The sequence below is a fragment of the Dyadobacter beijingensis DSM 21582 genome, from assembly GCF_000382205.1.
In the GTDB taxonomy this organism is placed as follows: domain Bacteria; phylum Bacteroidota; class Bacteroidia; order Cytophagales; family Spirosomataceae; genus Dyadobacter; species Dyadobacter beijingensis.
Genome location: NZ_KB907786.1, coordinates 251,898 through 267,857, shown reverse-complemented (window position 1 = coordinate 267,857; position 15,960 = coordinate 251,898). Strand labels below are relative to the sequence as shown.

The 15,960-nt window shown below is 52.1% G+C and carries 8 protein-coding genes; 2 read left to right on the top strand and 6 right to left on the bottom strand.

The genetic code is table 11. The features are described from left to right. Window positions 1–4: 4 nt before the first annotated feature. The 4 genes from H144_RS0101070 to H144_RS0101055 form a co-directional block, all read right to left on the bottom strand. Window positions 5–3,310 (bottom strand): VCBS repeat-containing protein, encoded by a 3,306-nt coding sequence (locus tag H144_RS0101070; RefSeq protein ID WP_157504383.1) that lies wholly within the window; start codon window positions 3,308–3,310, stop codon window positions 5–7. 32 nt (window positions 3,311–3,342) lie between these two features. Next, a complete protein-coding gene (locus H144_RS0101065; RefSeq protein WP_019940169.1) occupies window positions 3,343–3,933 on the bottom strand; it encodes a hypothetical protein in 591 nt (196 codons plus the stop codon). Between the two features lie 68 nt (window positions 3,934–4,001). Next, window positions 4,002–5,492, bottom strand: coding sequence for a RagB/SusD family nutrient uptake outer membrane protein (locus H144_RS0101060; RefSeq protein WP_019940168.1), 1,491 nt, complete (start codon window positions 5,490–5,492; stop codon window positions 4,002–4,004). A gap of 19 nt (window positions 5,493–5,511) precedes the next feature. Further along, complete coding sequence (locus H144_RS0101055; RefSeq protein WP_229207821.1) at window positions 5,512–8,583, bottom strand: SusC/RagA family TonB-linked outer membrane protein; 3,072 nt, start codon at window positions 8,581–8,583, stop codon at window positions 5,512–5,514. Window positions 8,584–8,991: 408 nt separating this feature from the next. On the opposite strand from H144_RS0101055, the gene H144_RS0101050 reads away from it, so the two are divergent. Beyond that, window positions 8,992–11,967, top strand: coding sequence for an FAD-binding and (Fe-S)-binding domain-containing protein (locus tag H144_RS0101050; RefSeq protein WP_051100053.1), 2,976 nt, complete (start codon window positions 8,992–8,994; stop codon window positions 11,965–11,967). Between the two features lie 67 nt (window positions 11,968–12,034). On the opposite strand, the gene H144_RS0101045 is transcribed toward H144_RS0101050, so the two are convergent. Next, window positions 12,035–12,667, bottom strand: coding sequence for an NAD(P)-dependent oxidoreductase (locus tag H144_RS0101045; RefSeq protein WP_019940165.1), 633 nt, complete (start codon window positions 12,665–12,667; stop codon window positions 12,035–12,037). 222 nt (window positions 12,668–12,889) lie between these two features. Here H144_RS0101045 and H144_RS0101040 point away from each other — a divergent pair, with 222 nt between their 5' ends. Then, entirely contained in the window at window positions 12,890–13,168 is a 279-nt protein-coding gene (locus H144_RS0101040) for a DUF4143 domain-containing protein (protein WP_019940164.1), read from the top strand. On the opposite strand, the gene H144_RS0101035 is transcribed toward H144_RS0101040, so the two are convergent. Further along, entirely contained in the window at window positions 13,165–15,927 is a 2,763-nt protein-coding gene (locus H144_RS0101035; RefSeq protein WP_019940163.1) for a DUF5686 and carboxypeptidase regulatory-like domain-containing protein, read from the bottom strand. The genes H144_RS0101040 and H144_RS0101035 overlap by 4 nt on opposite strands. Window positions 15,928–15,960 lie beyond the last annotated feature (33 nt).

Sequence of the window (15,960 nt, the reverse complement as noted above, 5' to 3'; positions counted from 1 at the left end):
TCAATTAGTTGATTTTAAAAAGGACCGGCGCGGCATTGTTCACCAGGCTTACCAGGTATTTACCGCCCTGGATCGTAATCGGGCTGATCTGCTTCACCTCGCCGTCCAATGCGAAGCCGCTGCGGTTGGCCAGCAGCACATCGAACTGCATATTACCCTTATTAATGAGCACATTACCCCGGCACGCATCGAGCGCCCCGAGCTGCGGGATGAAATGGGTAAAGTTACCGCCGACGATCAGGTCAGGCTTGCCGTCGTGGTTCACGTCGCTGCTCTGGATGGCGTTCAGGCACGAAAACTGGGCCAGGTAAGGCAGCGCCACCAGCTTGAACCGCCCTTTGCCGTCGTTCACCGCAATGCCCGATTGCAGGTAGGTCACCGACTTTTCAACGGCGGATTTGAGTAAATCTTCGGGAAACAAATCCTCCACCGTCAGTACTGCATATTCCGAATGCTTGATACTTTTCTTTTTCAGGAAAGGAAACTGGGTCGTCATTTCACGCTTCAGAAGCACCGGCAGGTTTTTGGAATCCACCGTTTTGGAAATCACCTTCTCAATCGTCCCGTTTTTGTTAAAATCATTGATCCATATCTTCAAAGGGGCATTCGGGCCGGCTTTCAGCGAAAAATTCTCACCGATATTTCCCAATACCAGGTCCTGGTCGCCGTCGCCGTCGAAGTCGTCCGTTTTCAGCGAGCCCCAGAAACCCGCGTAGCTTTCCAGGCCGGTCTCCATTTGCTTGAAACTACCCGAAGCATACCTGAAAATGGCCGGCGCCATCCAGTCGCCTACGATCACGAGTTCCTTGCGGCCGTCGCCGTCCACATCCGTCCAGCTCGCATCCCTTACCATGCCTATTTTGCTCAAATCAGGTGCGGAAGATTTGGTAACATCTTTGAATACGCCTTTCCCGTCGTTCTGGTAGATGTAACTCGTCGGGCTCGACCCATATTCACGCGGCACGCTGCGGCTACCTACGAAAAGATCAAGGTCGCCGTCGCCGTCGTAGTCGTCGGCCACGATCACCGCGGTGTTCATCGCATTCGGCGGCAATGCGCGGTTATTGAGGGTAAAATTGCCTCTCCCGTCGTTCAGGTAAAGCCGCGTGGGCAGATCGGGGCTCGTCACGAGGCTTTCGTTACCGCCGCTACCCACCACCAGGTCGCGGTCGCCGTCGCCATCCGCATCGAAAAACAATGCGGCCGTGTCTTCAAACCCGGCCAGGTCACTGAATGCCTTCTGCGGCGATTTCACGAACTGCCCGCTCCGCTGCAAATACAGTTGGCCGCCCTGTTCCTTGCCGCCGCAAATATACATATCGTCCAGCCCGTCCCCGTTCACATCGCCGATCGCCGCCTTCGGGCCTTCCTGCGACAACATGGTCGGGATATTGCGCTCATTGTAAAAGTCCTCGTATTTGTTTTCCACGTGCGTGCCGAGCCCTTTCGCGGGCACGCTCGTAAGCATTTGCCCCTGCCTGGGCGCGGGTGCCACGTAATCCACGTTGGCATCGCCGACCGCCAGCGTCAGCACGGTATCCGGCTTCATCCGGCCCAGTGCAGTGACCTTGCGCGTCGGCCACAGCACGCGTACCGAATCGATTTGAGCGATTTTACCCAAACCGATCGTGAGCGGGTATTCCGTGCTCGACTGGAAGCCGCGCGACGGGTTCACCTGCTTGCTGAACACCTGCCCGCCAGCATAAACCTCCACCTTCGATCCAATGGCGCGGGTATTCATGCCCTGGCCCTTGAAATTGAATTTGATGAAATGGTTCTTATCCTTCTGCGACTCGGATTTGTTTTTATAGACAAAACACGGCTCGTTCACATTATTCACGACCAGGTCGAGGTCTCCGTCGTTATCCAGGTCCGCATAGGCCGCGCCGTTTGAAAATGAAGTTTTGCCCAAACCGAATTCCCTGGCCTTCTCGCGGAATTGCAAATTCCCTTCATTATGGAAGAAATTGTTGGCGATCGGCGTCGACGGCATGCGGTCGATGATGCTCTGCATATTTTCCTTCTCGCCCGACATCACCATTTTCTGCGTGACCTCGTTCGCGAAAAAATCGATAAAATCCTGGTCCAGAATGTCGTGATAAATACCGTTGCAGACGTAAATGTCCGTTTTCGAGTCGTTGTCCGCGTCGAAAAGCAGCGCGCCCCAGCTCCAATCGCTCGCCGCCACGCCGGAGTAATTCGCGATTTCCGAGAATGTGCCGTCCTGGTTGTTGAATTGCAGGCTGTTCTGCATGTATTGGTTGTAAAAACCCTTCTCTTTTTTCAGGTTGAAGAGGTAATGGTTTTCAAATGAAGTCGTCGTTTTGTACCGGTATTCATCGCGCGGCAGCATGTCCGTCACAAAAAGCTCGGGGTAGCCGTCGTTGTTGATATCGGCCATATCGGCGCCCATCGAGGCCAGGCTCGTGTGCTTGATCCGCTTTTCGAGTTCTTCGGAGAATGTACCGTCTTTTTGATTGATATAGAGGTAATCTTTTTCGTAAAAATCGTTGCAAATGTAAATGTCGGGGTACAAGTCGCCGTTGATGTCGCCTACCGTCACGCCCAGCCCGAAGCCGATCAGGCTTCCGTAAATACCCGCTTCTTCGCTCACATCCCTGAAATGCCCGCCGTCGTTGCGCATCAGTTTGGCGCCGCCGCCTTTCAGAAAGTCCTTCACCGGCCAGTCTTTCGCGCGGAGGTTGCGGTCGTTGGCATAGTTGAGGGTGTTGACGGGGATAAAACTGTTGTTCAGAATGTAGCAATCCAGGTCGCCGTCGAGGTCGTAATCGAGGAAGGCAGCGTGCGTGGTATAGCCCGGCTCATCCAGCCCGTATTTTTTGGATGATTCGGTAAAAGTCAGGTCGCCATTATTGATATATAGCGAGTTACCCTGCTTGTTCACAAATTTCTGGTACCCTGCATTGCAGACGTAAATGTCGAGCAGGTTATCGCCGTTCACATCGGCCATGACCACGCCCGTGCTCCATTTATCCGGCTCGGCTACCCCGGCTTTGGCGGTAATGTCCTCGAATTTCCAGTTGCCTTTATTCAGGTACAGCTTGTTTTCACCCATGTTGGCGGTGAAGTAAATGTCGGGCAGGCCATCGTTATTAACATCCCCGACCGACACGCCGCCGCCGTTGTAGAAATTCCGGTAGTTGAAAATGTTGATATCCTCCCGGTCCTCGACCTTGTTAACAAAGTCGATCCCCGTTTCGGAGGCGTCGAGCGACTGGAAAAGTCCTTCGGGCAACTCTTCCTCTTTCGTGCAGGAAACCTGGATGCATATCAGGGCAAACACGAGCATTGCCCTGCATAATTTGGCGTATTTGCTGGTCATTATTTTGAATACGTGGAACCGAAAATTGCTTGTTCACTCATGTCCCCGAAACTGATCGCCGGTTTTTTATATACCACAAGCGCTTCAAAGGGTAAATATTGGTCGGGCTTCTCAAAATCGCTGTACTTTGCCACCTCGCCTTTCAGTTCGAAAACCATTTTGTCCTTTTCAAATACAATGGCTTTAATCTCCCCTTTCGTCATCATGTAGCCCTCGCCGATCAGCTTCTCCCGGTCGACGATCTTACCCATTTTGAGACTGCTGCCGCTCTCTCCATCCCGGTCGATCTGAACCGAAACGGGCCGCTGGGCATACCATTTGTCGCCGGCAGCGTTGATGATCGTCCTGCCATCGAACTGATCGGTCAAAGTCAGGTTCATCACATCGCCCGACATGATAATTTGTCCCGAAAAAACGTTTTCTGCTCCATAAAATGGCTTCCCGGCAATGCTGGCGTGTATGATCGCCTGATTATCATTGAGTTTTTCCAGGTACTTTTCGGCCTCGCCTTCGGATTCACTCCGCCCGCGACAGCCCGCACAGACAGCAAGCAGGAGCAATACGCCTGCCCATTTTTTTACAATATTCATTCAGCTATTAAAAAACAAAAATGCTCGAACAAATCGAGCATTTTTGGCAGTATTTCACAATTAAATGATCAATAACCGGGATTTTGAGTCAGGTTTGAGTTGGAGACAAGTGCCGCAGAAGGGATTGGGTATAGTACCGTCGTAGGATCCTTCTTGGACACGCCGGCACCGTCGATGAACTTGCCGAAACGGATTTCGGTGGTTCTTTTGAAACCTTCCCAGTAAAGTTCGCGACCGATTTCCGCGAAAAGGCTTGCCTCATTAAGCGTACCCAATGCCGAAGCGCCGCGTGCTGCGCGCAACGCGTTGATCTGCGTAAGCGCGCCGCCTGCATTTCCGCCCCGAAGCTGTGCTTCCGCTTTCATCAGATAGGCTTCGGCGTAACGCATCAGGATGTATTTACCTGAGTTAGCCGGGTGGTATTTGATCACGCGGATACCTTTGTCCGTTGCAGCACCTGCCAAAGGTACATCGCGGGTGAATTGCAGCGGTTTCTGTGTACGCGAGTCGATTACCTGTGCACCTTTGTCGTCATATTGCTGCCCGATGAGGAAGCCCAATCCGATACCGGAATATTGGGTACCATCTTTTTTCGCGGCTTTACCAATGCGGGAATCTTTCGCTTCAAAGGTGTCGTAGAAGTCAGCCAATGTGGCAAATCCATTCCAGCCCGACGGGTTTTGGCCGTAGTGCAGGGTCATGAACCAGCGGTTTTGCGCAGTGCCTTCCTGTACGTTGAAAATCACTTCCGACTTCGCGGATGACGAGAACGCATTGAAATAATCTGCTTCCAGCGCGTATCCATCGGCGGTAATCGCGTCCACATAAGCAGCCACTTTGTCCATATCCGCCTTATCGAATGTGTAAGGACCTTCCGGCTTGGCGCTTTTGTACACGGCTTTGTTCAGGTACATTTTCGCGAGCATGAAGTTCGCTGCGGCCTTGTTAGCCGTTCCGTTTGAAATGGACGGTCCTGCTTTCGGCAGGTTTGGCAGCGCTTCTTCGAGGTCTTTCAGGATGAGGTCGAATGCCTCCGAGCGTGTCAGCACTTTCGGCAGGTCGTTCACGCCCTGGGTCACTTCCCGGAACGGCGCTACGCCCCAGTAATCCATTACCCAGTACATATTATACGCCCTGAGGAATTGTGCCTGTGCTTTCTGCGCGGCATTAGGGTTGGAAGCGATGATCTCCGTGGCTTTGTAGGCACGTTGGTTCAATGCATTCCATGCGCTGAGAATGTACGAGTGCGATGCGTCCCAGGTGTGCTGGTCCAAAGTACGCCATACCCCGTTATCACCCCAGTCCACACCGCGGGTAGGCGGGATCATTTCGGCCGTTACGTGCTCGCCGAGCGCGTAAATACCTGCCTGATCGGAATAGGTAGACAAATCCTTATAGGCCGAAGCCAATGCTTCCGTCACGTTTACGGGCGCAAATCCACCTTCTGTCGGCTTGCTTACTACCGAATCTTTCTCCTCGTTCACAAGGTCCGTACAGGCCGACAGCATGGCTATGCTGACCCCCGCGACTACGATTTTATATAATTTACTCTTTTTCATTGGAGTTACTAGTTAGGAATTAGAAGGAAACATTAACACCGACAGTCCAGGTGCGTGCTCTTGGGTAAGCCGTGTAGTCGATCCCGAACGATGGAATGTCGTTCAGCGACTTGTTGGTGCTTACCTCGGGATCCTGTCCGTCGTATTTAGTGAATGTCAACAGGTTTTGGCCTGTAACGAACACCCTCGCGCTGCTAATAACCTTGCTGCTTTTGATCGGCAGCCGGTATCCCAATGTCAGGTTCTGCAATCTCACAAAATCACCTTTTTGCAGGAAGCGGGTAGATACGTCGGGAGCATTCAATGCGCCCTCGCCGTTACCGACCACATCCTTGGTCACGTTGCGTCCGTTTGCGAAAGAACCTTGTGTAAAGAATGCGTTGGCAGTGTTGGAGTAAATATAGTGTCCAAACACGCCATTAAAAAACAAGTTCAGATCAAAATTGCCATAGCGAAGGTTGTTGGTCAAACCAGCTGTAACTTTCGGCAGCGGGCTTTTACCTCCGAGGAATTGCTGGAAGTCGCCATTTGGATAAATCGAGTTGCCGTTTTCGTCAAATCCACCGAATTGGCGCAGGAAGTAAGCGAACAATGGCTGCCCTTCCGAAAGGCGCTGTGCGAATGCACCCGAAAGACCCTGACCGTTGATTTCACCGGTATCATAAGTACCGATCAGGTTTTTCACGAGGTTTTTGTTGTAGGATGCATTGAGCAACACTTCCCATGAGAACTGCTTGCCGTCGATCACCGCCGCGTTCAATGAAAGCTCGATACCACGGTTCTGAATGTCTGTGTCGAGGTTACGATAAACGAACGGGTTTGGCGCCGGCTGGGCTGCAACCACTTTGAAAAGCAGGTCTTTGGTGTTTTTCTGATACAAATCGATGCTACCTCCCAGGCGGCCTTTCAGCACGGAGAAGTCGATACCGAGGTTAAATGCAGCCGTTGATTCCCATTTCAAATCCGGGTTGTTGAACGCCACCGCATTCAGACCACCGCCGGTGATGCCGTCGCCATTCTGGTTGATCACGTAATCGCTGTAACGGTCGCGACGGTCGTACACGTTGTGCGGGATCGCCTGGTTTCCGGTTACACCATAACCCACACGTATTGCGAGGTCGGTGAATGCGGTTTTGGAAATAAACTCTTCCTCCACCAGCTTCCATTTGAATGCTCCCGACGGGAAGTATCCGTATTTATTGTTACCCCCGAATTTGGAAGATCCATCGACGCGCAACGTTCCTGTGAAAAGGTATTTGCTGTTGTTGCCAAAACCCAGGTTCACACGGCCGAAGTACGATTGCAGCTCATCTTTGGTATAGCTCGAATTCTGTACTACCGAACCGACGCTTTTCAGCGCTGTCGCATCCTTGATCTCCGTCGTTCCCGCGATACCGAGGTTGTTGACCATCAGGTCCAGGTTGTTGGTACGGAAGTTGGCGGCCGCCACATTTTTGCTGCCTTGCTCGAAGCTCTGGTAAGAGTAACCAAGCAATGCGTTCAGGCTTACACCACCGAACTCCTTATCATAGGTAAAGTAGTTTTCCCACAACTGATTGTTGGCTTCCACATCGCGGATGTACACGCGGCCGATGTTCTGGATTCCGGAAACGACAAGGTCACGAGAATAGGCTTGTTTGCGCGTCGACAACGACTTGTCAAAACCGAGCACTGTTTTAAATTTCAAACCCTTGAAAATTTCCAGCTCGGCATTGATGTTTCCGAGCGCACGGAGCGTGTTACTTTTATCCTGCGACAGGTTGATGAAAGCAACCGGGTTGGGTTCGGTAGTAGAAATCTGGTTCAACGATCCGTCCGCGGCGTAAACCGGGCGTGTCGGGTTGGCTTTCAGAATGCTACCCATCAAATCACCTTCAAAACCGATGTTTTCAGAAATAGGCACACCTGTATCGAGCGTATTGGCGAAGTTCAGGTTGCTGCCGATCGTCAGTTTGTCGTTGATAAATTTCTTCGTTCCGGCGAAACCAACACTGTAACGTTTCACATTGGAAGTTTTCACGATACCGTCCTGATCCATATAACCTAATGAAAAACGGTAGTTACCCGACGCGTCGCCGGCACCGTATGAAAGGTTATGCTGGTGGGTCAATGCAGTGCGGAAAAGCTGATCCTGCCAGTCCGTGTTGGCGCCCTGATCCTGGCCGCCCGCTGCACGGTATTCCGCGGCATTCAGCAAGTCGTATTTTTTTGTGATTTTACTGAAACCCAACGAGTAGCCGTAGTCCAGCGTTCCTTTTCCTTTTCCTCTCTTAGTAGTGATAATTACCACCCCGTTCGCACCGCGTGAACCATAGATCGCCGTTGCCGACGCATCTTTCAAAATGTCCATGCTGGCGATATCGTCCGGGTTGAGGAAGTTGAGGGGGTTTTTCGCCGGCTGGCGTCCCACACCCTGGTTATCACCGCCGGATGAGGTATTGTCACCGCTCAAAGGCACACCATCGATCACGAACAATGGGTTGTTACCCCCAAGCACGGATGATGTACCCCGTATACGCACGTTAATACCCCCGCCAGGCTCACCGCTCGACTGGGTGATCTGCACCCCCGCCACACGGCCCTGCATGAGTTGCTCAGGCGAGGTTACAATACCCTTTTGAAAGTCTTTCGAACCCAGCGCCGATACCGCACCGGTAGCATCTTTCTTCTTCACGGTACCATAACCGACTACCACCACCTCTTCCAGGGCCTTGATATCCTCTGAGAGCACCACGTCGACGACCGACTTATTGCCCACGGCCACGTCCCTGGTTTCGTAACCGATCGCGCTGAAAGTGAGGGTTGCATTGGAAGGAACGCTGATCTGATAGTTACCTTCAACGTCTGTGTTTGTTCCCTTGGTAGTACCTTTTACGGTAATGGTGACGCCCGGAATACCCCCGGTTTTGGCGTCTGTAACTTTTCCGGACACGTTAATGTCCTGTGCCAGCACCTGTCCGCTCATACCGAGGAGCGCGATCAGCAAGGCAAAAATTCCCGATTTCAGATAGAATGGTTTTGTCTTGGAGCAGAAGGCCCGTAAGTCGGGCAGCTCATGCTGACGAAGTACATGAAAGGATAAATTCATCATAGGTTAGATATAATTAGGTCTGTAAGCGCGATGCGTTGTATCATTTTGACATTTCCCACACCGGTTCCTCAAAAAATGCCCCTAGAATCCAAAACAGGCCGTTTTACTGAACTTTAATGCGAAAAAATGTGAATTTTACACCACACCGTCTACAAAATAATATAAAAAATTTAGATAATACAATAACCCTTCCACCCCGAATTGGCAGAAAAATGGATTTATTTCCATAAATGGTTACATATCTGCTTTAAGTCCAAATCGCATATTTGAGAAGTACAAATGCAGCACCGCCGACAGGAATTTTTAACGGACATTTAATCACCCGTCCCACTTACCCAACTTTTTGCTGGAATTCCATCCGCGTTGTGCGTAACTTTGAATCCGTTATTTTTTCAGTCCATTGCATTTATGACATCCCTGTCTCCAGTATCAGATGCAGATCTGACTTTGCTTGCACAACGCCTTGAAGGTGAACTGTTTTACGACAATACCATGCGGACGTTATACGCGACAGACGCATCCGCCTATCGTGAAATGCCGCTGGCCGTTGCCATCCCCAAATCGATCGCCGATCTCAAAACGCTCATCGCATACGCTACCGAAAAGAAGGTTTCGCTGATTCCCCGCACCGCCGGGACGTCCCTCGCGGGCCAGGTCGTGGGTAACGGTATAGTCGTAGACGTTTCGAAAACTTTCAATCAAATACTCGAAATAAATGCGGAGGAACGATGGGTCCGCGTGCAGCCGGGCGTCGTGCGCGACGAGCTGAATATGGCCCTGAAACCGTACGGGCTCTATTTCGGACCTGAAACTTCCACCGCCAACCGTGCCATGATCGGCGGGATGGTAGGTAACAACTCCTGCGGTTCCAATTCCATCGTGTACGGGAGCACGCGCGAGCATTTGCTCGAAGTGAAGGCCATTCTGGCCGACGGTACCGATGCCGAGTTCAAAAATGTGAGCAGTGCGGAATTGCAGTCACTGCTGACTGACGCACGCCGCAAAAACGGCAGCGCATCGCTTTTGGACAAAATATACCTGAAAACCGACGCCATCCTGGCATCGGCCGAAAACCAGGCGGAAATCCGTAAAAACTTCCCGAAACCTTCGGTAGAACGACGGAATACCGGTTATGCACTGGACATGCTCCTGAATATGGCGCCCTACACGACGGGCACCGAGGCCGACAGGCCATTCAATATGTGCAGCCTGATCGCCGGCTCGGAGGGAACTTTGTGCTTTCTGACGGAGATCAAGGTAAACCTGGTGCCATTGCCGCCCAAAACGCAGGGTCTCGTGTGTGTGCATTGCGACACGATCGACGAAGCATTGCGGGCGACTATTCTCACACTGAAATACGGCCCGCACGCCGTGGAGCTGATCGACGAATACGTTTTGGAATGCGCCGCGACCAATGTAGAACAACGGAAAAATGCATTTTTCGTCAAGAATAAGCCCGATGGCACATTCCCGGCGATCCTCGTCGTAGACCTGTCGAGGGAAACGAAAGAGGAGGTCGAGCAGCTGGCCGCGGATCTGGAAAAAGAATTTAAAGAAGCCGGTATCGGTTTCCATTATCCATTGCTTTTTGGGGATGATACCAAAAAGATATGGACGCTCCGCAAAGCCGGGCTAGGCTTGCTGGGCAATATTCCGGGCGATGAAAAGGCCGTGGCGGTGATTGAAGACACGGCGATCGACGTGTACGACCAGCCTGAATACATCCGCGAATTCAATGAAATCCTGAAAAAGAACGGGATGTCGGCCGTGCATTATGCGCACGCCGGCTCGGGTGAGCTGCATTTGCGCCCGATCATCAACCTGAAAACGAGCGAAGGACACCGCCAGTTCAGGATGATCGCCGAGGAAATTGCCGACCTCGTGAAGAAATATGACGGCTCGCTATCCGGCGAGCACGGCGATGGCCGCCTGCGCGGGGAGTTTATCCCGAAAATGGTGGGCAAACACAACTACCAGCTTTTCAAGGACATTAAGAAAACCTGGGACCCGAATAATATTTTCAATCCGGGCAAAATCGTCGACACGGCACCGATGGACACGTTCCTGCGCTACGAAGCCGACCAGAAAACGCCGGAATTCAAAACCAATTTCCGCTTTTACGACCAGGACATTCTCCAACACGCCGAGCAATGCAACGGTTCGGGCGATTGCCGGAAAACGCATTTGAGCGGCGGTACCATGTGCCCGAGCTTCATGGCGACGCGCAACGAAAAGGATACGACCCGCGCCCGTGCGAACATCCTGCGCGAGATGCTTACGCGCTCGCCCAAGGAAAACCGTTTCGATAACAAGGAGATCAAGGAAGTGTACGACCTCTGCCTGGCCTGCAAGGGCTGCAAAGGCGAATGCCCGTCCAATGTCGACGTTGCAAAGCTGAAAATGGAGTTTTTGCAACAATATCACGATGTAAACGGCATTCCGGTACGCTCCTGGCTGATCGGTAATTTCTCCAAAATGACCGGCCTGGCCAGCTATGTTCCCTGGGCCTACAACCTGATTTTCAAGAATGCGCCGCTGCGGAAAATCGCCAACACGGTGGTAGGGTTCCACCCCGAGCGCACCATGCCGCTGCTGCACAGCACGACGTTGAAAAAGTGGTACGACCAGCGGAAAAGCAATGCACTGAAGTCGGACAGGAAGGTGTATTTGTTCTGCGACGAGTTTACCAATTATAATGATGTGGAAATTGGTAAAAAATCCATTCTGACGCTCGAAAAGCTCGGCTACGAAGTCATTATCCCTGACCATGGACCGTCCGGCCGGCCTCAGCTTTCCAAAGGTTTGCTGCGGGACGCGAAGAAAATTGCGGAGAGCAATATCCGGTTGCTGAAAAACCTGGTTTCGCACGACACGCCGCTCGTTGGCATCGAGCCTTCGGCGATCCTGACCTTCCGCGACGAATACCCCGACCTCGTCAGCGACGAATTGCTCGAAGACGCCAAAATGGTAGCACAGAACGCCCTGCAATTCGATGAGTTCATCGCACGCGAAATTGAGTTGAAAAATATCACGAGAAACCAGTTCACGAAGGAAAAACGGCTCATCAAACTGCACGGCCATTGCCAGCAGAAAGCCATTTCCAGCGTGGTACCGACCAAAAAAATGCTTTCATTGCCCGAAAATTACACCGTACAGCTCATCCCGTCGGGGTGCTGCGGCATGGCAGGGTCGTTCGGTTATGAAAAAGAGCATTTCGACATTTCGATGCAGATCGGCGAGCTGGTGCTCTTCCCGACCGTGCGTCAGCAGCCAGAGGAAGTGATCATCGCCGCACCCGGCACCAGCTGCCGCCACCAGATCCACGACGGTACCGGCCGCAAAGCCCTGCACCCGGCGGAGATTTTGTGGGATGCATTAGTTTGATAAACAGGTATTTAAAACAAAAGGGCCGGCAACTGAACATTGCCGGCCCTTGCTGTTCAAACGCTGCCTAGTTGGAAATAAATGGCGCCTTTCGCAGCCAGGTGTCGTCCGTCAGCTGTGCGATCATGAATGCGGCAATGTCCGCGGCGTCGATCCTGGTGCCCGGCGAATCGGTGGCACTTACCTTCACCTCCGAGCGGTCCCCGTTGAATTCAATGTACGGAACGCGCACCATCGTCCATCCGGCGTCACTTTGCGCAAGCAGCTCATACGACTTCTGCCTGTCTGCATGAATTTCAGGAAACGTTGACCGCATCCATTCCGTCGCCTTTTGCGTTTCCTCTCCTTTCACATCCGTCGGCGCATCGACATTCAGACCGGCCAGCACCACATAACGCACCGGTCGGCCGCCAGCCGCATTCAGAACATTTAGAATAGCCCCGCTAGCCACGAGCGGCTCGCCTTTCCGCTGCCCTACGGTACTTAAAACGGCATCGCAGCCTTCTACCAGTTCATGTACGGCGTGCGCGTCCAGCACATCCCCGTGCACGATGCTGACTAAGGGACTTTGAATGGTAAAATTCTCAGGATGCCTGAGCAGCAATTTTAGCGGATAACCTTTTTCGATAAGCTGATTGACAAGATATTGGCCCGTACGCCCACCGCCGCCAATCACAGCGATTTTTTGTATTCTTTTCATTTCTCTCTGATAAAATGTTGGATATAAGCAAGCTGTCCCGGCGAAGTATCCGGAACATCACAGAAGAGCCCCGCTCGATTCTGTGTGGTAATGCGGTGTTTTTATCAGGAGATTTTAATGGCTTAAAGGTAAGTAACCGAAGGAAATTACCAATCCGTTCGTATAGATTTTATTCAAAACCCCACTTTTTGGGAATGAATTCCTAAAAAACATCGACTTGAGTTGCGGACAGACATCGGCGCATTGTGGGAAAACTTCATTATTTCCGAACGGATGAAATTTACCAGCTACCAGGGTATTTGGGCCCATCAATATTACTGGCGAACCAAGGAACAAAACGAAATCGACTATCTGGAAGATATCGATGGAAAACTACATGCCTACGAGTTCAAATGGAGCTCAAAAGCCAGGGCTGTGTTATCCAAAACTTTCAGTAACGCGTACCCGGGCAGCGAGTTCAAGATCATCCATCCCGGCAATTATGATGAATTTATTTTCTAATCCTTCCCCCACCCGATATTCATCGTCGTCCCCACCCGGAACACCGTACGCTTATACCTGAACCCTTCAAAAGTATTCACCACCTCCACGCGGAGCGGGAAGCGGATACCGATGTCGAGGCCGTAGCCGAGTTCGGTATAGTTGTCGGAGTCGGGAGTGGCGAGGTAGTGGAGGAGAAAATTCTCTTTCACGCCCAGGATGCGGAACCAGGGAATCTGGGTCAGCAGGAACTGGCGGAGTTCGGTAAGGACGTGGGCTTCGAAGAATTTTTGCGAGGTGCTGTAACGGTAATAATCCAATGCCCTGAATGTACCTACCGGGTCGCCGAGCTGGAAGAAGAAGCGGTTGCCGGCGAAATGCTGGTAGTCGGGGAATTGCAGGCTGTCGCGGCCGAGGAAGCTGCCGGCGGCGACTTTGTAGCGCAGTTTGCTGCGGATACCAATGTCGAAAGCATGCTGAACGCCGATTTGCAGGAGATCATAATCCACATCGCTGCCGAATGCATTGGCGATCCCCTTTCGGTAACCGACAGAAAATTTCGGCGAATCGTCGTCATAGTAAGTCGTTTTGCCGCTACGGGTACGGTATTTCTGCCAGGGTTTGTAGGTGGCCGCAATGCCGAGGATGAACGCCTGGTGCCGTGGCATGGGCGAAGGCATCACGGCAGCATCGGTCCGGCTTTCGATATTGTCGGGGATATTGGAGGTAAATGCGCGCCGCTTCCAGTCGATCCAGCGGTAAGCCGATGTTTTTTCAAGGTTCGGCAGGGCCGTGCGATCGGCATATTCGATGTTGGCTTTCACTTCGAAATGCCCGTTCGGTTCGCTGGTTATGAACTCGGCCCGGACGAAATCCTTTTGGTATTCTTTGATAAAGTTTTGTTCCAAAAACAGCGTCGTGAAGGTGTTGAGAAGCGGATGCATCGGATTTTCTCCATTGAACTGCGCGATCCCACGGCCGCCCGAAACACGCACCTTACCGCGTTTCCAGCCATAATCGACGCCGCCAGTAGCCATGAACTGCTTCCGCCCGAATGCATAGCGCGTCAGCCCGCTGACCGACCATTCCCGCCCGTTACCTACCCACTCCGGCCTGCTTCCGGGCTTCTTGTTCTCCATTCGCCCACCTGAGCGGCGCAATTTCAGGCCCGCGCCGTCCAGTACCAGTCCTTCCACGGTATTCACCTGCAAGCCCGGCAGCGGACCAACGTAGTCCAACCGCCAGGGGCTTTCTTTTCCAAGCCGGAAATGGTGGCCCGCCAGCAAGTCCCCCAGCCCGAATTTGCTTCCCTTTTTTGCCTTCGTAGTGTCGCTTTTGGATGATTTCAGACTATCCCGCTGCTGTTCCGTACCTTCATTGATAATGACCAGGCTATCCAGCCGCGTATAACTTTTTACCTCCGCGACGGTGAGCGGCACGGTGCGCAGCGAGTCCCAGAATGCCGTGTTTCGCTGCGTGGCCATCGAATCCACCTGCGTCGAATCCTGGCGGCTGTTGTTCAGGTCCACGTCCTGGCCTTTCTTTTCCTTTTCTTTCAAATCCTGCTTTTCGTACTCCTTCATCATTTTCCGCAGGTTTTTGGCTGAGAATTCTTTCTGTTTGCTCACCACTTCATCCATTTTCTGCGCCTTGATCTCCCGGCCGGTAAGCTTCACTTTTTTGGCTTCCTCGGCATACTTTTTATCGTCGATCACGACGATATCAGGTTTGAAAGTCGGGTTAACTTTCACGTTCGTAAAGGATTGCGAGATCACAAAATCGCCCTTGCCTTTGAACCCGTAAATGCCGCCTTCGACATGAAACTGCTGGTTCACCGGCAGCCATACACCCTGTATCGGGCTATACACCTGCTTGATGTCCAATCGGAAACCTGTGTTAACCGTTTGCAAATCAAGGCTGTAAATACTCCATTCCCCGTCGATAATCTGGATCGTGCCGCGGTAAACGCCCTCGCCCCATGAGCGCGGCGTGACTTTGATTTTGTTCACCTCGATACCATTTTCGCGGAATGCACCCAGGTATTCGAATTTGTAATAGGCAAATGCGCGTGGAGACAGCGGCGAAACCGCTTTCACCACTTCGGGCTGGTAAAAACTGGCGAGCAGGTACATGTTCGGGTCGGCCATGTTCTTGTCCATGCTGCTCCGCGTGGCAATCACGCGCTGTTTATAGGCATTAGGCTGCCTGAAAGTGACTTCGGAAACGGTCTCGTTCAGCATCGGGACGCCCTTTTTGAAATTGGCTTCCTTCTCCATTTCCTTCAATTCCTTTTTATACAAAAATTCCATCGGCAGGTCCGTCACCACTACCGATGATTTGGAATAAACCTTGGCCGTGTAGGCATCCACTTGCAGGAAATGGTAGCGGCTTTTGGCAATGGCACTGCGCATAATCGTATACGCCGGGTCCTCGTCTTTACTGCCGATGCGCACTTCGCCGAGATTCAGCGCCTGCTCTTCCATAGTGAGGTCGAAAGTTTGCATTTTGTCCTCGACGGTAAAGCCTTTTTGCCCTGTCTTGAAACCGAGATATTGGAATATCACCTCGTAATAGCCCGGTTTCAGATCGAGCTGGTAGCGGCCTTCCTCATTGGAAATGGTGCTGACACTCGCGCCTTTGACGATGATCGCGGCGAAGGGCAATGGCTCGCCTTTCCTGGTTTTGATCACCCCTTTGATCCCGCTGGCAGGCGCTTGTGCGAGGGTTAGGCATGCGGAAAGAAGGACCAGACAAAATGCGAAGAGGTAGCGTATACGCATAAGGTTTCAGCAATCGGATGAATATCTTTTCAG